This is a genomic window from Bradyrhizobium oligotrophicum S58, assembly GCF_000344805.1.
In the GTDB taxonomy this organism is placed as follows: Bacteria; Pseudomonadota; Alphaproteobacteria; order Rhizobiales; family Xanthobacteraceae; genus Bradyrhizobium; species Bradyrhizobium oligotrophicum.
This window is the reverse complement of the sequence record NC_020453.1, coordinates 892,734-912,581: the sequence shown is the minus strand read 5'-3', so window position 1 is coordinate 912,581 and position 19,848 is coordinate 892,734. Positions and strand designations below refer to the sequence as shown.

At 63.0% G+C, this 19,848-nt stretch carries 17 protein-coding genes and 1 tRNA gene; 2 read left to right on the top strand and 16 right to left on the bottom strand.

Going from position 1 to position 19,848, the window contains the following annotated elements; translation table 11 throughout:
- Window positions 1-64: 64 nt before the first annotated feature.
- The 3 genes from S58_RS04100 to S58_RS04090 form a co-directional block, all read right to left on the bottom strand.
- Entirely contained in the window at window positions 65-3,115 is a 3,051-nt protein-coding gene (locus S58_RS04100) for a DEAD/DEAH box helicase (RefSeq protein ID WP_015663977.1), read from the bottom strand.
- Window positions 3,116-3,830: 715 nt separating this feature from the next.
- The gene (locus S58_RS04095; protein WP_015663976.1) at window positions 3,831-4,133 is read right to left on the bottom strand and encodes an antibiotic biosynthesis monooxygenase family protein; all 303 of its coding nucleotides are present in this window, start codon (window positions 4,131-4,133) and stop codon (window positions 3,831-3,833) included.
- 368 nt (window positions 4,134-4,501) lie between these two features.
- Window positions 4,502-4,915, bottom strand: a complete 414-nt coding sequence (locus tag S58_RS04090; protein WP_042338686.1) for a hypothetical protein — start codon at window positions 4,913-4,915, stop codon at window positions 4,502-4,504.
- 637 nt (window positions 4,916-5,552) lie between these two features.
- Here S58_RS04090 and S58_RS04085 point away from each other — a divergent pair.
- Window positions 5,553-6,584, top strand: coding sequence for a hypothetical protein (locus tag S58_RS04085; RefSeq protein WP_042338685.1), 1,032 nt, complete (start codon window positions 5,553-5,555; stop codon window positions 6,582-6,584).
- A 423-nt stretch (window positions 6,585-7,007) separates the two neighbouring features.
- Here S58_RS04085 and S58_RS04080 read toward each other — a convergent pair whose 3' ends face one another.
- The 3 genes from S58_RS04080 to S58_RS04070 all read right to left on the bottom strand — a co-directional run bounded on the left by S58_RS04080 (window position 7,008) and on the right by S58_RS04070 (window position 9,645).
- The gene (locus S58_RS04080) at window positions 7,008-7,328 is read right to left on the bottom strand and encodes a hypothetical protein (RefSeq protein WP_015663973.1); all 321 of its coding nucleotides are present in this window, start codon (window positions 7,326-7,328) and stop codon (window positions 7,008-7,010) included.
- 1,186 nt (window positions 7,329-8,514) lie between these two features.
- The gene (locus tag S58_RS36115; protein WP_244440699.1) at window positions 8,515-8,880 is read right to left on the bottom strand and encodes a hypothetical protein; all 366 of its coding nucleotides are present in this window, start codon (window positions 8,878-8,880) and stop codon (window positions 8,515-8,517) included.
- 255 nt (window positions 8,881-9,135) lie between these two features.
- A complete protein-coding gene (locus tag S58_RS04070) occupies window positions 9,136-9,645 on the bottom strand; it encodes a DUF2867 domain-containing protein (protein ID WP_015663971.1) in 510 nt (169 codons plus the stop codon).
- A gap of 1,019 nt (window positions 9,646-10,664) precedes the next feature.
- Here S58_RS04070 and S58_RS04065 point away from each other — a divergent pair.
- Window positions 10,665-10,940, top strand: a complete 276-nt coding sequence (locus tag S58_RS04065) for a MerR family transcriptional regulator (RefSeq protein ID WP_244440698.1) — start codon at window positions 10,665-10,667, stop codon at window positions 10,938-10,940.
- On the opposite strand, the gene S58_RS04060 is transcribed toward S58_RS04065, so the two are convergent.
- The 10 genes from S58_RS04060 to S58_RS04015 all read right to left on the bottom strand — a co-directional run bounded on the left by S58_RS04060 (window position 10,937) and on the right by S58_RS04015 (window position 19,837).
- The gene (locus tag S58_RS04060) at window positions 10,937-12,226 is read right to left on the bottom strand and encodes a tyrosine-type recombinase/integrase (protein WP_015663969.1); all 1,290 of its coding nucleotides are present in this window, start codon (window positions 12,224-12,226) and stop codon (window positions 10,937-10,939) included. The two genes, S58_RS04065 and S58_RS04060, sit on opposite strands and share 4 nt — an antisense overlap.
- Window positions 12,227-12,429: 203 nt before the next feature.
- Window positions 12,430-12,505 (bottom strand) — tRNA-Phe (locus tag S58_RS04055).
- 163 nt (window positions 12,506-12,668) lie between these two features.
- Window positions 12,669-12,866, bottom strand: coding sequence for a DNA gyrase inhibitor YacG (gene yacG / locus S58_RS04050; RefSeq protein WP_015663968.1), 198 nt, complete (start codon window positions 12,864-12,866; stop codon window positions 12,669-12,671).
- 105 nt (window positions 12,867-12,971) lie between these two features.
- A complete protein-coding gene (locus tag S58_RS04045; RefSeq protein WP_006613056.1) occupies window positions 12,972-13,601 on the bottom strand; it encodes a Maf-like protein in 630 nt (209 codons plus the stop codon).
- Between the two features lie 199 nt (window positions 13,602-13,800).
- Window positions 13,801-14,271, bottom strand: a complete 471-nt coding sequence (locus S58_RS04040) for an arsenate-mycothiol transferase ArsC (protein WP_015663967.1) — start codon at window positions 14,269-14,271, stop codon at window positions 13,801-13,803.
- A gap of 54 nt (window positions 14,272-14,325) precedes the next feature.
- Window positions 14,326-14,832: a UPF0262 family protein gene (locus S58_RS04035; RefSeq protein ID WP_015663966.1), complete on the bottom strand. Its 507-nt coding sequence runs from the start codon at window positions 14,830-14,832 to the stop codon at window positions 14,326-14,328.
- A complete protein-coding gene (gene hisD, locus S58_RS04030) occupies window positions 14,829-16,124 on the bottom strand; it encodes a histidinol dehydrogenase (RefSeq protein WP_015663965.1) in 1,296 nt (431 codons plus the stop codon). The genes S58_RS04035 and hisD overlap by 4 nt, the downstream gene beginning before the upstream one ends.
- An 87-nt stretch (window positions 16,125-16,211) precedes the next feature.
- Entirely contained in the window at window positions 16,212-16,661 is a 450-nt protein-coding gene (locus tag S58_RS04025) for a DUF2948 family protein (protein WP_015663964.1), read from the bottom strand.
- Between the two features lie 27 nt (window positions 16,662-16,688).
- Entirely contained in the window at window positions 16,689-17,978 is a 1,290-nt protein-coding gene (murA, locus tag S58_RS04020) for a UDP-N-acetylglucosamine 1-carboxyvinyltransferase (protein ID WP_015663963.1), read from the bottom strand.
- A gap of 140 nt (window positions 17,979-18,118) precedes the next feature.
- The gene (locus S58_RS04015) at window positions 18,119-19,837 is read right to left on the bottom strand and encodes an FAD-dependent oxidoreductase (RefSeq protein ID WP_015663962.1); all 1,719 of its coding nucleotides are present in this window, start codon (window positions 19,835-19,837) and stop codon (window positions 18,119-18,121) included.
- Window positions 19,838-19,848: the final 11 nt, after the last annotated feature.

Below are 19,848 nucleotides of genomic sequence, written 5' to 3'. Positions count from 1 at the left end.
AGACGAGCGTCGGGCACGTTTTGCTTCAATGCCGAACATCAGAAAGTTGCCCTAGTGCCACCCGCTATTGGTCCAACAGATCCAAAAACTGTTCGATTCTTTGCAAGGCAGGCGCGCTGCTCCGCTCGGCATAGGTGACGCGATTACCATCGCGCTGCAACAACCGTGAGCACGACCTCCGGATCCGTCCCGGCAGCAGCATTGCCGCAATCGCTTCCGGCCCCACGTCGAGACGCATGATCCCGCGCTCCCTGGAACTCGTCCTGAGCTTGGCAATTGCGAAAAAGTTGCTGGCCGCCGGCGGCAGCGTACCGAAGCGGCGCTGCGTTTCGTCCTCCAGCTCCTCCAGCTCATCACCGGTCCGGCATCGAGCGGCGCGAGCGTAGATCTCAAGCCTGACTGCCTCGGACTGCACGTAATCCGAGGGAAGAAGCTCCGAGATCGGCAGGTTCAGCTCCGGAATCCAGAGAGCGGACATCCCGTCTCGATCGCCCTCGAGAGCCAGGGTCAAAAGATGGCCGTAGAGAGTCGGGCCGAACACCTGAACATGACCGGACTGACGATCCGAGAGCATGTCTCCGCCGCCGCGGAGATCGAGATCGCGGGCGCTGATCGCAAAGCCTGCGCCGGGACGGTTCAGCTCCTCCAGAACAGACAGGCGCTTTTCCGACCGGCCGGAGCTGCCGTCCGTCAAAAAATGCGCAAATGCACGAATGCCGCCACGCCCAACCCGGCCGCGGAGCTGATGCAATTGCGCGAGGCCAAATCTTTCCGGCCAGCACACGACGATGGTGTTGGCTCGCGGGATGTCGAGACCGCTTTCCACGATGTTGGTCGCGAGCAAGACGTCCGCTTCGCCTTCGACGAAGGCCATCAGCCTTTCGTCGATCTCCTCGGCGGACAGCTTGCCGTGAAGCGAAATGATCCGCAGTTCAGGCGCCTGCGTGTGAATTCGAGTGAGCATGGGATCCAGATCCTGAATCCTCGGGCAGACTACAAAGCTCTGGCCATTTCGTCGGTGCTCGCGGACCAGGGCAGCCGCAATCGCGATGTCCGACAGCGGCGCCACTTTTGTCACGACCGGAACACGATGAACCGGAGGCGTTGCAATGACGCTGAGATCCCGCAAGCCCGTCAAGCCGGCCGCAAGGGTACGCGGAATCGGCGTCGCACTCATCCAGAGCCGATGACCGTTCTTGTTGAGGCCCGACAGCATGGTTTTGTCAGCTGCCCCGAAATGCTGCTCTTCGTCGACGATGACGAGCCCCAGATCGGCAAACTTGATCTCCTTCGATGCCAGCGAAAGCGTCCCAACGACGACCTTGAGCTCCCCGCTCTTCAAGCCGTCTCGCACCTTGCGCGCCTCGGCCGTCGACGCGACCCGCGACAGATTTCCGACCTCGATGCCGAGCGCCGCAAAGCGCTTGCGGAACGTCTCGACATGCTGTCGTGCCAGCACCGTCGTCGGGACGACGATCGCGACCTGCTTTCCCGCCAGAACAGTGGCCGCGGCGGCGCGCAACGCCACCTCGGTCTTGCCGAAGCCGACGTCACCGCAGACGATGCGGTCCATCGGGTGCCCAGATGCAAGATCGTCCAGAACCTCACGGATGGCCTGCGCCTGGTCCGGGGTGGTGAAATACGGAAAGCGCGCGACGAATTGCTCGTAGCTCGCCGGCCGCGGCACGAGCTTCGGGGCCGGCCGCCGCCGGCGCTGGCTCCTCTGCTTGGCGAGCTCCTTGGCGACGACATGGATCTCGGTCTCGGCGGCGGCCCGCCGTGGCCGCCATGAGCTGCCATCGGCCTTGTCGAGCGAGGTGTCGCCGAGTTCAGCCGCGTACGGCCAGGTCAGGGCCAATTCCGCAAGAGGCACGAGGACCGCGTCATTGCCGGCGAACACCAGCCGAACCATTTCCCGCGCGGAGACACCGGCTGTGCCCATTGACCGCAATCCGCCAAGCCGGGCCAATCCACGCTGCAGATGAACGACCACCGATCCAAGCTCGGGAAGATCGACGGCATCGAAGCCCGGCGACCAGGCCCAGTTCGCCGGCTGCGGCTGATGTGCCCTGCTGCCGAGAACGTCGGACGCGGTGATGACAACAATTGGCTTCCGTCCGGGAATGACGAAGCCGGCGTCGAAGCCGGCCAGCAAGGCGGCGTCCCGCCTTCCTCTCGCGATTGCCTGCGCCCAATCGTCGGCAGGTTCGGCTTTGACACCGCTCATTGCGGCCATGAGCCGCAGATCCGACTCGACCGCTGCGGCAAACACGAGGCGCGCATCACCGCGCCGGGCTTCCTCGATGAAGGCGCGCAGCGCCTTTCGCGGCGTGGCCTCCTTGAAGAACTCCGGCGTCGACCGGTATGGCGCCGTCGGCGACAGCAGAGCGATCCGCTTCGCCGCCTGGTCCCATTCGCGACGGCTCACATACGCACGATCACGCTCGGCGCGGGGAGCCGCATCCTCGATCGTGCTCAGCCATGTGTCCGCATGCTTGGGCACGTCGGCATCTGCGATCCACTTCGCCCGCGCGCAGTACTCAAAAAGATCGGACCTGTTCCGAGCCCGTTCCTTTAACGCAAGCCGCTCGGACATAGGATCAATCTGAAGCTCCTTCACCTCGGAGATCACTTCCTGATCCTGGGGTTTGAAGCTTGCGATCCGCCGTATCCTGGCTCCGGCGTGCTCGACCCTATACGGAGCAAGCGCACCGGCCGGAAAGATCTCGAAGGTGTTGCCGTGAAACAGCGCCCCGCCCGGATAGTCTGGGCTGTCGTCCAGGTCGTAACCAAGGCTCTCAAAGCGAGCCTCAAGATGCTGTTCGGAATAGGCGTCGCCGATCCTAAGCAACATGCCAACACGCGGCCAATGAGCCGTGAGGGGCAACCGTTCCATCATCGCTTCTGCCGTGGTGATGAGCAGAATCGACTTCTTCGCAACCGCAAGGCGCCTCAACGCGGAACTCCGCCTGCCAGCAATGTCACGTGACGGCTCGAGCACATCGAATGGCAGGGTGTTCAGTCGAGGATAGACGAGCACATCGCAAGTCGGCTTGAGAGCCTGAATGATGGAGGCCAAGCGCTCGGCCCTACGCTCATTCTCGGCGAGAAACACGAGACCGCCTCGACCGGATTCTTGCCACTGCACCACGAGATGCAGCGCCAAGAGTCCTAGAGGCGATGCGGAGGACACGGCAAACCTCGCGACCGCTGCCTTCTTAGGCGCGCCCAACATCTTCTTGCGCGGAGCCAGCTTCTTTGGTGCGGCAGATTGCTTTGGTGAAGTCGCTTTCCGCTGCACCGAGCTGCGGGACGTACGAAGGGCAGAGGGCAAAGATATCGGCTCGCGTGTTATTGAGGCCGCCGGGAGGAAAGCCGGCGCATCTGACGACGACTAGCGGATTCGTTCGATCAAGGGCACCCCAAGATCTGGATTAGCATTGCGGCATCAAACTCGAGGTTGGATGTGTCACCGGGCGGCATCATCGCGTAACGTGAGGTGTTCACTCTTTAGGCCGAGCGTCTACAGCCAATGTCCTCAGGATCTGCAGTGCGTCAGGCTGGCAATTTTCCGCTGATTGGACATTCACTGACAACCTGTCCATCTTGGCTCAAAAAAAGACGATCCGTTTCACCACTTTTCTGCTGGTGAGCAGGAATGTTGAGCTAGAAGCGGACGCGTCGCTCTTCGGCTTCGTGTCAAAAGCGGCCTTTCGTCCCCGCTAATGCTTACCCCGCCATTTGACCTCGGGATCGGACACCACCCGCGCTGACCGGAAGGTCCGAGATGGGCCAACAGCGGAAGTTCGATTCGCGCGCGGGGGCGAGGCCTACCTATCAATGGGCGAGAATGTGCGCACGACCTCGTACATGCCCGGCTCAAATTTCGCGATCGTGAGCGCCTCTTCGAGAAAGGGTAGCGGTCCAGGATCCTGGCGCATGGACTCATAGTCTTCCACGCTGCGCCACTGCGCATACATGGTCACCTTCGTGCCGTCGAGGCTCCGATGAAGGGTCGAGGAAACAAAGCCAGGTGCCCGGCTAACGAATTCATCGGTCGCGCGCGCAAGCAAATCGAGGAGCCGGTTCTGGTTGGCTGGATCTACCGTGAAGACATTTATTAGGCTGATCATACGGCTCGGTCCTCTCCTTTGTTGCCTGATGCCTTGCCTATCACGAAGGGGGGAGTTCCAATAGGACCGTCACCATTTCAGCCTCGCGCCGGATCGACCGCCCGAGGTCGTTGCTGGACGCAAACGACGCGCCCCTGAGAGAACACTATCAAACCAAAGGTATGCCGCACCGGGTCAAGGCCATTGATGCCCGTTGCGGGTCAGAAGCGCCGGTTTGAAAGGCGCCCTGTCACTTCCGGTGTGCCCCGATCACTGACCATATCTGAGCCAACCCGGACTTCGCCATCGGGCCAATTGCTGACATTGCGCATTGCAACCTGCGGCCCGCTCTACCTCACCGAAGCACATTTTGATAAGCCGGGTCGAGTTCATCGCCTTTGCAGTAGGGTTTGAGAGGGTCGCTGTATTGCAATCAGCTCAAGGCCGATCCGGGCATCGTGATCAATCGCACCGGCAACGAAACCGTGTCCGACGCCAATTCGGGTACAGGTGCTGATGGACGTAACAACCTTCAACGCGTGAAGATCGAGTGTTCCCTTGACAACCCTTTCGACCCGAGCATCCATCACAGCCAACCGGCCGTATTTCTGAGAACTGATATCGGCCTCAATGCCGACGATCGTCACCTCTACGCTGACGGGCGCATCGACTTCCTCAGGAATATGGTCAAAGAGCACGCCAGTCTGTGCGCCCGCCACCGCGCAGGCCTCTGCCCGGTCGAATAAAAGACAACCAGCAATCAAGTAAAGCGCGCCGAGTCCCGTGATCTTCAATGTACGCATATTCGCACCCTGATCGGTAGTAATCGCGACACGATGCCAAGACTTCTCAAGGTCAGCAATGGGTCAAAGACTGAAAATCTCATGCCGAGCAAAGTTCTTCTGCACAACCTCGAATAACCGACATGGCACGGCCCTGACGGCTCTCTCTGCCGGGCCATGGGTTGTCCTTCCGAAACGGGTCGGCGCCACGGTCGGTGTATCCCAGATAACTGCCGACTTGCCGCAGTGCCGCAAGTCGGCAGCCATGGGCCAAAAGCGGCCACCCGATACGTCGAGGAAAGGCGCAAAGCTCTACTTGCTGCGAAGACTGGCCTGAAGCCGCAACCGTCAACGGAAAGTAGAGTCAGCCGCTTCGGCCGAGCCGATTTATGCTTGGGGGCAGCGGGACTCAACGCTCCGGCCGGGAAAGCATTAACACGAACACCAGCAGTTCAGTGAACTGTACTGTAATGAAACGCTGACAAACCAAGATTTCATTGCGGCTACGAAGCCGATTCGCGCTACAAGTAGAGTAGCTACAATGCATGAGGGAGCACGCCTTGCGGTTACTGTTGCCAGCAATCTTCTGCCTCCTCGCCACCACAGCTGCCGCTCAAGGGCCGTTCACGCCACCCGGCGTGATCCCCCCGACTACGCTATGACGATGGCGACCCATGAATCGTACCGCAAGGGCAGCAAGATCATACTCCATCACGGCGACTGGACCCGGGCTGCCGTGACCGCGGATTTATCGGCGAACTGGTCGTATGGGGCAGTGGCATATTACTTGACCAACGTTGGAACGATATTGGTCGACGCTTACGGCCGATCGTTCTTGCGTGGGCCGTATCGCTCGTCCGACACCGAATATGCGCCGCGTAACACCGGCGAACGACAGATCCATCTCGGCGAAAGCTGCACGGTCTGGGAGGTATCGCGGACCACGGGGGACATACCCGTACATTTGAGCTGCGTCAGCGACGACGGCATCGAGCTTTGGCAGAAGTCGCTGAAGTCGAGCACGCGCGAAGTTACTTCATCAGCCGAGGCGACGCAGATCGAGCGACGGCCGGTGTCGACGGAAGACGCACGTCCACCGAGATCTGTCTTTGCACTGAATTGGCCCGACGACCGCGATACGCTGCCGCTAATCGCGCCGGAAAAGTCGGACTACGAACTCGTCATGGAGCAGACCATGTCGCCGCCCGGGAGAGAGGTCATTCGCACCGTGCGCCGACATGGCCCGTGGGAGTTCACCGAGGAAACCACCGGCAAGCTGCGAACGATCCATGTCATACACGATTTCGGGCAAGTAAGGTCCACCTATGAGACTGATGACTCCGGCGCGCGACAGAGTCTGTGGATAGACATAAGGGTGCGCACCCCCGCCGAGCAGGAAAGAATTGACGCACATTTTTGGGCAGCGCTTCCTCGACCACTGATCCCGGACCGGACCGATACAGTGCTCGGCGAGAACTGTCGCTGGTTTGACTTGATGCCCGCAATGGCTGGTGGCCGTACCTCTTCATGCCTTACGAAAGATGGCATCGCGCTAAAGGAGAGGCATTTCTGCGACAACTCCCTTACCTCGGAGTGGACCGCGATCCACATTACGCGGCATCCCATCACGATCGACGAGATCAAGCCGCCGGCCGAGCTGCTGTCGCCGCAAATATGGGCCATCGAGTAGACCTACTGTGCCGAAAGCGATCCGCGACCAAGCCCACGCCTTGACGCCCAAAGAGCGGGCGGCTGGCGCTTGGTGGAGGTCCGCTCTGGGTCACGAGCTGCTTTCCCGAACGAGCTAGCGTCACGGCCGGTGTACCTGCGATAGTTGCCGACTTGATGCAGCGCCGCAAGTCGGCAGGCTCCAGGCCCATTCACGGCACGGTTGGGCGACCCCGCCACGTCCGCAATTCGCCCATAGCCGACCTTCCGGGTGGGGTGCATCGACGGCTGCTTCTTCCCCATCAGCGAAGTGGCGAGCGGTCGCGTCGAGGTCCGCTCTGGGGTGGTCAACGGGCCAGAATTGCTCAGGTCGGATTTTCGCATTTTGACCCACAGCGGCCCTAAGCCTTGCGTTTACTTTTGGTTTCGAAATAGCCTTGGGCTGTCAGAATTTCAGGGCTTTTCCGCTGCCATCAACAAGCCGCTTGTCCTTCAGTAAGCGCTTCACGAACCCGATAGCCAGAGACTTGGCCTGTTCTTGATCGATCCCGTAAATCAATTTGTCTGGCCCAAGGAGTGACGGTGCACGAACCAGGCAGGCGTATTCTGACTGATCTGTCCGCTCGGGAGCAAATACTATGATCTGCAGAGGCGCCCGTTGATTGTTGCCTTCTATGAACGCATCTATGCTCAAAATCGCTTCTGTCATTTCAGTTCCCTGCTTGACCGAGGCCTTCTCGAAGATCGTGCTGACCGGATCTGACATGTGGTTCCGAGGAGCGCGCTTATATCGGCGCAGGCGCGCGATGTCTCCTATTGGCCCGTTCCGGACATTCCGATGGGCGCCGAGATGTCCGCTTGCGGACCTCAACCGGAAGCGGTCGTTCGAGGCCCAAACGGCTGCTTTTTGACCAAGGCCGTGTGAAAAGACCATCTCGGACCTTCCGGTCGCGTGGGCGATGTCCGCTCCCGGGGATCAACCGGAAGTAACCCACGACGGGACCGAATGGCTGCTTTTGACCCTGGCTGTGTAAGAACGCGAGGAGACGAACGACGGGTAGAATCGCGTTCTTCAGTTGGCCGTCTAAGTTGAAATCGCTTGCGTGCATGAGCCGTAGATCGGCCCTGGACGGACCACTTGTTCTATTGCACCCAAGCGTCTTGGCGTTTTCACACAGCCAAGACTCCAAGCCAACATCGCAATGGTGCCTTTACAAGTTGCCGCTTTCTTCCGGGCGGGAAGGCCGGTGGAGTTGTTTATGAAGGTAACGGATTCGACGAAAACGCTGCGCCCGCATCGATTAGCGCTCGTCGCTCGATACTGCTAAGCGGAATGCCGTCGGAGCCTTGCTCCCCGCCATAGCGTCGATCAATCTCTAGTAAAACACCTTGCGTCTCCGCAGAAAGGCAATAAACCGAGTCTATTGTGCAAATTGCCCCCTCTAGTGACTTGGCTTGCCCCGAAATTCGATCGAAATCAAAATTCTCCTGGGTCGTGATCGCTCTTGCGCTCAACGTCCTATGGCTCAACGATGTCACGATACATATTCGCTTTGCTTCGTTTGGAAACGATGCATGAAACATATCTCCGACCCCTAACTTTGAAATTAGGTCCTCACGGTTCGATGTCATCGCCGTTGATCCGGATTCGCCTCAAATTATTGCTCACAAGCATCTAGCATTTTCCGGCCGGTCTGACACCTCAAGTGCCTCCTTCTGACCAAAAGCCAGCTCTTGAGCTGACTAGGCGAGGTCAGCTTGTGGCCCATTACGGACGTGGAGGGCTGCTGGTATTCACGATCGAATAGAGCTGGATCACTATGTCCGGGTTACCTCTGGTTGCGACCGTCAGCGCGGACATAGAGGGTCGGCAGCCATGGGCCAACAAGCGACGTCGCCGTAAGAGTGTTTTCCCGCAGTACGAAGAAGCGCGGCAACAGGCGTTCCGCTCGCTAATGCTTTGGGCGGCCAACTTGCTGGCGGAGACTCTTCAGCTGTTCTTCCAACAATGCTTCCGCAACAGCCCGAGCTTTCGGATCATTATCAATTAGGTTGAGATGGAACTCAGCTCTCTGAGCGACACGTTCCCATACATGGCTCACGCGATCGAAAGGTGGGTCGATCCGTCTCAGCATCATCTCAGATTGGCAATCATCCAGGTCTTGCGACTTGAATTCACCTGAACCATTCGCCCAAAGGTTCATCGTCAGCACCCAGAAGTTCACCAAATCGGTGTCGGGCAAAAGCTGGAACCGTCTTCCTCGAGCAGTATAATTTTGGACCTTTTGGAGGCGCTCATGCTTCAGCAGAGCTTCCAACTCATCCCGCCGGTCAATCACTAAGCATTCCTCAATGCATTAAGTCGGTATCAGAATGTCGATTTCTTAACGGATTACCGTACCTGCGTCAAAATGTCTACCCAGGATTGCGCCGTTTTGCCGCACTCTTGATCTTGACGTGCAAATTACGTCAGGGGGTCGTGCGGTCGGTCTAGGCGGGCGGACTGTCCGCTGCGGGTCAGAAGCGGACTCGTTCGTCGCCAGGTAAGGCCAGTCGCGACCAGCAAAGGGCGCTTAAATCTTCGTTGCTCTTGCCGCCTGTTCTAGACTGGCCCGCACAATCACACGATGAAACGGTGCTATCGCTGTAAGATAGATGCGCCCCAGCGGGTTGTGGCAATGTACCACGGTACCCGCGACCAGCTCGCGCCCATTCGCCGCGCCGGCGAGAAGTTGGATGGTGACGCGGAAGTCGAGATGCCGGTCATCCGCGCCCACGACCAACTCCGTCGCGCTCTTTGACAGTACCGGGAAGAAGCCGATGACCGGCCCACGCGCCGCTGCGGCAAGACCAACAGCGTGCGACGATTTGATGCCGACTGTTGCCATCACCACATCACGGATACGAGTGAGCGCGCGAATCCACCATGCCTGTCGCTCGAGCGCGGCGCGTGCCAGCACCTCGAGATCATCGCTGGCCGCCGGCGGCAGTTGGATTGCAAAGGCGTCCAAAAGGTCCGCGCCCGCGTAGAGCGGCGCAAGCACGCTGTTGCTGGGCATGGGGACGGCGCGCGCTTTGGTCATGCGGCAGGTACCGGATGCTGGGGAAGAGCGTGCCGCCGTTGGCGCTGCATACGAGCTTGCCGCGATAGTTTTATGTCCAAGCGCTCTGCATCGCAACAACCATGGCCGATCCTCCTCCAGTTCCGCTCCGCAAGCGGACGTCCTCAGCCCGGATCGGAAACTTCGAAATGGGCCAGAGCCGGACTTCAACCGTGCGTCCCAGCGCAATTCTGCCAGCGGCGGAAACTTGACGGCCGGTCGCGACCGTACCCCTTGCTGCCGATGGGACCCCGACGGCGAGCGATAGCTGCGGATCATGCAGGAGCCAAGCGGCCCTATGTCCGCGAGGGCAACCCCTTCCTCGACCCTTCACTTTGTCGGAATCCGACAAAGTGATGAGCTCTTGTGCGGTGTTCTTCGGGCCAAGCGTCCACAGCCAAGCTCCTGAGGATCTGCAGCAGGTCAGGATCGAGGATCGGACGCATCGCTCTAAGTATCAGCCGGAGCGGAGGTGAAGGCAGAGAAGGCACCCGTAGGAGGGTCAGCATAGCGGCCGCTGCACCAGCTGCGGGACCCGGGACCGAGTGCAGTCACGAGACCGGTTAACAAGGCCCCCGCGTTGGGGGCAGCGATAGCGATGTCGCGAAGCGGCAGCCCCTATCGCGAGGGCCTCCGGCGAGCGACGCCGTACCGCTCATTAGGCTGACCGCTTCTGCTTTTCACGCGCGCCCTAGCAACGCAATAATGAAACACCATCGTGTCCGGACGCGCCCTGCAAGTCAACTCGCCAGCTTGCTTGTAGTCGAGATGGTTGCAAAAGGCCCACCGGCCTATTTCTACGCCACTATATCCGAAACACACACCGAAGCATTGGCGCCCTTCCAACTTCGAACTGCGGCAAATTGACTATATTCGGCAAGGCTGAAGGCGCTGTGAACTCCAAGAACTCACGAATTTGCTCGCCCCTGCCTGAGCCGCGCGTGTCGGACAACTCACATTGATATCGCGCAAAGCCTTTTGATCAGTGGAGTATTTGCAACGTGGTCAACACCAATTTTCCTGTTCAAGTGCCGAACCCATTCGATCAAGACACCTCAATGGGCAAAACTGATAGCAATAACGTCAAGCAGCGCCGTCTCGTCGAGTTCAAGGACGGTTGCCGCTACGGAAAATTCGGCAAAACGAAAGCATACGAGCTGATCGCGCGGCAGCGAATCAGGGCCTACAAAATGGGAGGAAAGACGCTCATCGATCTCGATAGCATCGATGACTATCACGCCTCTCTGCCGCGGGTCGAATCCCGCGCTGCAATCTAAGCAGATTTGCGCAGCGGCTCGCCCTGTCGCTCGCGGAGACGATCGAGACGATCGGCCCAATGCTGCATAAGCCGGACTCGTTCGTTCCAATAGGCCGCCCGATTATAGATGCCGCGGATCTTGTTCTTATCTCCCTTAGCAAGCTGACGCCGCACCACCTCGTCCCGGCGCCGTCTTTTCTTCTCCTCCGTTTCGTGGGCAAGCTGGGCTTCCACCACGTCACCGTCGAACACACCTTCTTCATTGAGCAGGGTCGAGGCGCTCGAGCGAAAGCCATGCGCGCAGTGGTCGCCACCGGGGCCGGTGTCATAGCCCATGATCCGCAACGCCTTGTTGATCGTGTTGTCCGACATCGGCACATTATCGTCATGCGAGAACAGATAGCGGCCGCGGCCGGTCAAGGGCCGCAGCTCGGCGAGCACGGCGAGCGCCTGTCGGGAGAGCGGCACCTCATGATCATCCCGCATCTTCATTTTCGCAGCCGGGATGAGCCATATGCAGTTCGCCTCGTTGAACTCGCTCCATTCCGCCAGCCTTAGCTCTCCAGGCCGAACCATGGTCAAGGCGATCAGCTTGAGCGCGTAACGCACCAATCCGCCGTTCTTGGCGTCGTAGACCTCAATCCGTCGCATCAGATCGCCGACATCGTCTGGGTCGGTCAGCGCTGGGCGCGGGCTGCCTTTGGGCGCCCTCGTCAAGGCATGCTTCAAGTCGCGGGTAGGATCGCTGTCGCAATAGGCGGCACCGACGCCAAACTGAAAGACCCGTGAGGCTGTCGATCGCAACCGCCCAACGGTGTAGAACCGACCCCGCGCCTCGACGCGGCGCAATGCCGTCAGCAACTCCGGCGGGGCAATCTCACAGAGCGGCCGGTCCCCGATCTCGCGATAGAGCTGATCGAGATTCCATCGCTCGCGCTTGATCGTAGCCTCGGCCTTGTTCTCCTTCTCGAGCTTCGTGGTTACCCACTCTTCGCCGACGGCTCGGAACGTGTGCCTGAGCTTTTCGTCTTCCCGCCGCTTGGCCTCGCGCACGACGACAGGATCCTGCCCCTGGTCGAGCAGCTTTTCGGCGTCATGGCGCTTGTCGCGCGCAGCCTTTAGGCCGACGCCGGGAAAGGTCCCGAACGACAGGTTCTTGCGCTTACCTGCGAAGCGGTAGCGGTAGAGCCAGAGCTTGGTTCCGTTGGGCCGGACAACGAGGCTGAGACCCTGGCCGTCAGCAAGCGCGTATTCCTTGGCCGCGGGCGCGGCATTGCGGATCTTCGTGTCGCTCAGCTCATCCATGGGAAGGCCCTCCGCGATCGAGCGACACGCCAGTGTACCCGGCCTTCCCAGTGTACCCACAGTGTACCCGAAAACGCCGGATGCTCCCGAACGGTCGCGAACCGTTTCAAGCGGTATTATAGCACGAAAAGCCTGATTTTATGACGGTTTTCGTCGTGTCGCGAACCAGCGGGGACGAAAAAGGACGAGGCCGGAAAGGGGGATGGTGCCCAGGGGCGGGATCGAACCACCGACACTGCGATTTTCAGTCGCATGCTCTACCAACTGAGCTACCTGGGCAGGTCTCGTGAGGGGCAAAAAAGCCCGGCGAGCCGGCGGGTTATAGTGGGACCGGACGGTGCTGTCTACCGCCGAGAGGGGAAGTTTTCACATTCCTTTCGCCGTTGCACGGAAGGCCCCGGGACGGCCGGCGCCGCCGGTGCAAGGCCATGAAACCACGGCCTTATTCGACGTCGTCCTCGTCGCCTTCGACGGCCGGGATGACATAGGAGCCGCTGAGCCAGCGATGCAGGTCGACGTCGCGGCAGCGTGGCGAGCAGAACGGGCGCACCGCCTCGGTCGAGGGCCGGCGGCAGATCGGGCAGCGGCCGGCGGGCCTGGCGGATGGGGCGGTGGCGGGCTTGGGCGATTCGTCTGTCATCGGTCGCTATTTAGGAGGCCGGACGGATCGATGCACCCCCGCGAGCATGATCCGGAAAAGTGGGCACCGGTTTTCCGAAAAGATCATGCTCAAACAAGAGATGCCTCAGACACCGACCGTGTTGAGCCAGCCGAAGCGGATCGGAAAGCCCTCGCCGGCGAGCAGGGTCGTGGTCTCGTACAGCGGCAGGCCGACGACATTGGTGTAGGAGCCAACCATCTTGACCACGAACGAGCCGGCGATGCCCTGCACCGCGTAGCCGCCGGCCTTCCCCCGCCATTCGCCGGAGCCGATATAGGCCTGGATGTCGTCCTCGCTGAGCCGCTTGAAGCGGACGCGGGTCTCGACCAGGCGTTGGCGGAACGCCTCCTTCGGCGTCACCAGGGTGATCGCGGTGTAGACGCGGTGGTTGCGGCCGGAGAGCAGGCGCAGGCACTGCGAGGCCTCGTCGACCAGGTTGGCCTTCGGGAGGATGCGGCGGCCGACCGCGACCACGGTGTCGGCGGAGATGATGAAGGCGCCGCGCAGCTCGTCGTCGAGCTGGACCGATTTCAGCGCCGCGTCGGCCTTGGCGCGGGCCAGACGATTGGCGCAGGCGCGCGGCAGCTCGCCGCGCTTCGGCGTCTCGTCGACATCGGCGGGGCGCAGCGCATCGGGCTCGATGCCGGCCTGATTGAGCAGCGCCAGACGCCTCGGCGAACCGGATGCGAGAACGATTTTGGGACGGCCGAGCATGCTGATTTCGCTAGGGGATTCGAAAGCTGTGGGGCGGGCGCGCGGAACCTATCGGAAGGGCTGTCATTCCACAACCCGCCAAGGCGCTACAACGCTGCGACAAGGCTGCGACAGGCCTGCTCTACGGGCTCAGTTTGAGCGGCGGACGACGTTGGTATTTCGGTTCGATGACACCGGCTCGGGAACCGGCCTCCGGAACTCACAAGCCCGCAGGGCCCGGCTTGGCGAAGCGCTTGCGGATCCGCGTGAACAGGCCGTCGCAGACCTCGCGATACGCTGCAAGCTTCTGCTCGCGATTGCCGTCGGTGCCGGTCGGATCGGGCGTCGGCCAGTATTCGACGTCGGCGGCGACGGTGCGGGTCAGCTCGAGGGCCTTGTGATGCGCTTCCGGAGAGAGGGTGATGATGAGGTCGAAGTTCAGCCCCTCCCAGTCCTCGAGCTCCTCGAAGGTGGTCGGCTTGTGCTGCGAGATGTCCTGGCCGAGCTCGGCCATCACGGACACGGCGAACGGATCGAGCTCACCCTTCTTGACGCCGGCGGAGCGGACATACAGGCCTTTCGGAAACATCTGCCGCAGCAGGCTCTCGGCCATCGGCGAGCGGACGCTGTTCTGGCCACAGGCGAACAGCACCGCCTGCGGCTGGCGCGCGCGCGGCGGCCCCTCGGCCATGCGCCTACGCGCCCTCGGTCGAAAGCTTGGACGTGCTGTTGGCAGCCGGCGGCATCACTGGCCCTCGCCCTTCCAGTGCAGCACCGTGATCAAGGTGAACAGCCGGCGCGAGGTCTCGAAATCGACCCGCACCTTGCCCTTGAGCCGCTCCTGCAGGGTGCGCGAGCCCTCGTCATGGATGCCGCGGCGGCCCATGTCGATGGCCTCGATCTTGTCCGGCGTGGCGGTGCGGATCGCCTGGTAGTAGCTGTCGCAGATCATGAAATAGTCCTTCACGATCCGCCGGAACGGCGACAGCGACAGCAGATGCGTCACGACCGGGGTGCCGTCCTCGCGGCGGATGTCGAACATCAGCCGGTTGGCGGTGATGCCGAGATGCAAAGTGAAGGGACCGGCGCCGTCGGCGCCTTCGGGCGCGAACAGATTCTCCTCGACGAGGTCGTAGATCGCGATCGCCCGCTCATGCTCGATGTCCGGACCGGAGCGGCCGATCGACTCCTCGTCGAGCGTCACCGCCACGATGCGATTGGTCCGGTCGTCGCCTGGCGGGTGCTGGGTCATGGCAGGTTGAGGCGTATTCCCACGGAGCGCGAATGGGCCTCGAGGCCCTCGGCCCGCCCCAGAGTCATCGCCGCTGGACCCAGCGCGCGCAACTGGTCCGGACCGCATTTCAACAGCGACGTGCGCTTCATGAAGTCGAGCACGCCGAGCCCCGAGGAGAACCGCGCCGAGCGCGCGGTCGGCAGCACGTGATTGGAGCCGCCGACATAGTCGCCGATCGCCTCCGGCGTGTGCGCGCCCAGGAAGATGGCGCCCGCATTGCGCACCCGGGCCGCGAACGCGTCGGGATCGGCAGTCATGATCTCCAGATGCTCGGCCGCGATGGCGTCCGCCAGCGGCACGGCCTGGTCGAGGCGGTCGACTTCGATGATGGCGCCGAAATCGGCCCAGGAGGCGCCGGCGATCCCGGCGCGCGGCAAGGTCTTGAGCTGGCCCTCGACGGCGCGGGCGACGTCGTCCGCCAGGCGGCGGCTGTCGGTGATCAGGATCGACTGGGCGCTGGCGTCATGCTCGGCCTGGGCCAGGAGGTCGGCCGCGATCCAGTCGGCATTGCCGCTGTCGTCGGCGATGACCAGCACCTCGGAGGGGCCGGCGATCATGTCGATGCCGACCTTGCCGAACACCAGCCGCTTGGCGGCGGCGACATAGGCATTTCCGGGCCCGACGATCTTGGCGACCGGCGCGATCGTCGCGGTGCCATGCGCCAGCGCCGCTACGGCCTGGGCGCCGCCGACGCGGTAGATCTCGGAGACGCCGCCGAGATGGGCGGCGGCCAGCACCAGCGGGTTGAGCCTGCCGTCCGGCGACGGCACCACCATCACCAGACGCCCGACGCCCGCGACCTTGGCGGGGATGGCATTCATCAGCACCGACGACGGATAGGCCGCGGTGCCGCCGGGCACATAGAGGCCGGCCGACTCGATCGCGCTCCAGCGCCAACCGAGCTCGACGCCGGCTTCGTCGGTGAAGCGCTGGTCCTGCGGCAGCTGCCTGAGATGAAACGCCTCGATGCGGTCGCGGGCGAATTTCAGCGCATCGACCGTTGCGGCGTCGCAGACCTTCACGGCGGCCTCGATCTCGGCGGGCGTGACGCGCAGCGACGACGCAGTCAGCTCCAGCCGGTCGAACTTGCGCGTCGCCTCGAGCAGCGCCGCATCACCGCGTTTGGCGACATCGTCGACGATGGCGCGGGCGGCGGCTTCGACGTCGGCGGAGGTCTCGCGCTTGGCGGCGAGAAACTGCCGAAACTGGGTGTCGAAATCGGTGCTGGCGCGGGACAGGCGAATGGGCATCTCTGGCACTTTCCGAAGGGGTGGCTGCCCCCGACCTCCTGCTCAATGGCGCGGCAGCGCGGGGCCGTCAACCCTTTGAACCGGCCCTCACCCCGTCAGCGGCGGGACGTCGTCGAGGTCGCCGACGCCGAGGTCATCCTGGCCGAGATCAGTCAGCTCGCATTCCAGGCATTCGACATCCAGCCGCAATGCGCCGCCATGGGAAAACAGCAGCAGCGCGCTGCCGGCCGGCGGCTCAGCGCCAGCATGGAATTCGATGCCGATCAGCTCCAACGCGGCCTCGGGCGCGGCAAGATCGATGCGGCGCGACTTGCAGGCCAGCACCCGGTCGAAGCGCAGCGCGGCCAGCAGACGGCGCGGCTCGGCCTCGCCATGCAGCGCCTGGTCCCAGTCGAGCCGGTTCATGCCGATCACCAGCCGCTTCTCGGCCTGGCGCCAGATGATGTCGGCCGCCTGCACCCGCGCGTCCTGCACATGGGCGGAGATCACGGCGAGATCGTCGGCGTCGAGCGCGATCAGTTTGAGCCGGTCGGTCACGGCATCATCCCCTTGGCGGCGCGGCTCTCACTCGCGAATGCGCTCGATCGTGGCGCCGCAGGCCTTGAGCTTGTCCTCCAGCCGCTCGAAGCCGCGATCGAGATGGTAGACGCGATTGATCATGGTTTCGCCTTCCGCAGCAAGCCCGGCAATGACCAGCGACACCGAGGCGCGCAGATCGGTCGCCATCACCGGCGCGCCGCGCAGGTTCGACGTGCCCTCGATCCGCGCGGTCTCGCCGTCGAGACTGATACGCGCGCCGAACCGCGCCAGTTCCTGGACATGCATGAAACGGTTCTCGAAGATGGTCTCGGTGATCGCCGAAGCGCCCTGCGCGCGCACCATCAGCGCCATCAGCTGTGCCTGCAGGTCGGTCGGAAAACCGGGGAACGGCGCGGTCGTCACCTGCACCGGGCGGATGCCATGGCCGTTTCTGACGACGCGGATGCCCTCGGCATCGCTGCTGATTTCAGCGCCCGCCTCGGTCAGCACGTCGAGCGCCGATTGCAACAGCTCCGGCCGCGCGCCGGCGAGGCGGACATCGCCGCCGGTCATGGCGGTCGCGATCGCATAGGTGCCGGCCTCGATGCGATCGGGCAGCACGGTATGCCGCGCGCCATGCAGCGACGCCACGCCCTCGATCTCGATGCGGGGCGTGCCGGCGCCGGAGATGCGCGCGCCCATCTTGTTGAGACAGTCGGCGAGATCGGAGATCTCCGGCTCGCAGGCGGCATTGGTGATCACGGTCGTGCCCTTGGCGAGCGCCGCCGCCATGACCGCGACATGGGTGCCGCCGACGGTGACCTTGGGGAAATCGATCGTGCCGCCGCGCAGGCCACCCGGCGCCTTGGCGACGACATAGCCGGCGTCGATGTCGATGCTGGCGCCGAGCTTCTCCAGCGCCATGATTAGCAGATCGACCGGCCGCGTGCCGATGGCGCAGCCGCCGGGCAAGGACACCCGCGCCTCGTGCATGCGCGCGAGCAGCGGCGCGATCACCCAGAAGCTCGCCCGCATCCGCGACACCAGCTCATAGGGGGCGGTCGTGTCGATGATGTCGGCCGCGGAGATCTGCAGGGTCTGGCCCTGGTACTGGCCGTCGCCGGGACGCTTCCCGACCGACATGATGTCCACGCCATGATTGCCGAGAATGCGCTGCAGCTGCGCGACGTCGGCGAGGCGAGGGACGTTGTCCAGGATCAGCGTCTCCGGCGTCAGGAGGCCCGCGATCATCAGCGGCAGCGCGGCGTTCTTCGCGCCCGAAATCGGGATGGTGCCGTGAAGCGGGTTGCCGCCGACGATGCGAATGCGATCCATGCTGGTCCTGCTGGGCTGGCCGGGAAATGGGGCTAAGGTCGGCGCAACAGGACCGACATTACGGCGATTTGATGAGACCGCAACGGCAGGTCGCATCCTCCGGGGAATTCATCCCCCGGCGCTGCGGCCACCGCGACGAATCAGACCGGCGGCACCAGCGCATCGGCGAGAAACCCATGCAGCGCGGCGACCACCTGGGCGCCCTCGCCGATCGCGCCGCCGACGCGCTTGACCGAGCCGGAACGCACGTCGCCGACCGCGAAGACGCCGGGCACCGAGGTCTCCAGCGGCGACACCATCCGCCCGGCATTCTGCTCCGACTGCGCGCCGGTGACGACGAAGCCGGCACGGTCGAGTGTGACGCCGCAATCGCCGAGCCAGCCGGTGGCCGGATCGGCGCCGACGAACAGAAACAGATTGCGGATCTCGGCAGGCGCCTGCTCGCCCGACAGCCGGCTCTTCAAGGTGATGCGTTCGAGCCCGGTATCGGCTCCGCCGTCGAGCGCAACCACCTCGGTGTTGAACAACAGCTCGATGTTCGGCGTCGCCTCGATGCGCTCGATCAGATAGCGCGACATCGAGGCGGCGAGCCCGCCGCCGCGGATGATCATCCGCACCTTCTTGACGTGGCCGGACAAGAACACCGCGGCCTGGCCGGCGGAATTGCCGCCGCCGACGAGGGCGACCTCCTGCCCGGCGCACAGCCGCGCCTCGATCGGCGAGGCCCAGTACCAGACGCCGCGGCCCTCGAACTCCTTGAGCCGGTCGAGACCGGGACGCCGATAGCGCGCGCCGCTCGCGACCACGATCGCGCGCGCCCGCACCTCGTCGCCGCCCTCCAGCGCCAGCACGAAGGCACCGTTCTTGCGCTCGCAGTCGAGTGCATTGACCGACACCGGGATCATGATCTCGGCACCGAATTTCTGCGCCTGGTTGAAGGCACGCGCAGTCAGCGCCAGCCCGGTGATGCCGGTCGGAAAGCCAAAGTAGTTCTCGATGCGGGCGCTGGCGCCGGCCTGGCCGCCGAAGGCGCGCGAATCCAGCACGGCGACGGACAGTCCCTCGGACGCGCCATACACTGCCGTCGCAAGACCGGCCGGTCCGCAGCCGACGACGGCGACGTCGTAGATCTTCTCGCCGCGCGGCCCGCCGATCATGCCGACGGCACGCGCCAGCTCGGTCTCGCTGGGATTGCGCAGCACGCTGCCGTCGGACACGACGACCAGCGGCAGTTCGGCCGGCGTCGGCGAGTAGCGCGCAATCAGCTCGGCCGCGTCGTGATCCACGGCGGGATCGAGCAGGTGGTGCGGGAAGCCGTTGCGGGTGAGAAAACTCTGCAGCCGCGCGATCGCTGCCGATTGCGGCGGGCCGATCATGACAGGGCCACCGGCGCCGCCCTGGATCAGATTGACCCGGCGCAGGATCAGCGCCCGCATGATGCGCTCGCCAAGCTCGGCCTCGGCAATCAAGAGCGCCCGCAGCTTTTCGGGACGAATCAGGATGACCTCGACATCGCCCTCGGCGTGGCCATCGACCAGCGCGACGCGGCCCGAGAGCTGCGCGATCTCGGCCAGGAACTGGCCCGGCCCCTGATCGATGACCGGCGTGACGTGGCCGAGGCCGTCGCGCTGGGTGATCGCGACATGGCCTTTGAGAATCACGAACATGCCGGGACCGGGCTTGCCGGTCTCGAACAGCCGCTCGCCGTCGCGATAGGTCTGGATCTCGCCGAAGCCGCGCAGGCGCGCAATCTCCGGCGGCGTCAGCTCCGGAAAAGTCTGGTCGAAGCGCGGCAGCGTCTTCGCGAGCTCCGCCCGTTGTGCCGTCGCATCCGTGCCGATCCCATCATCTGCCGTCATCACCGTCCCCG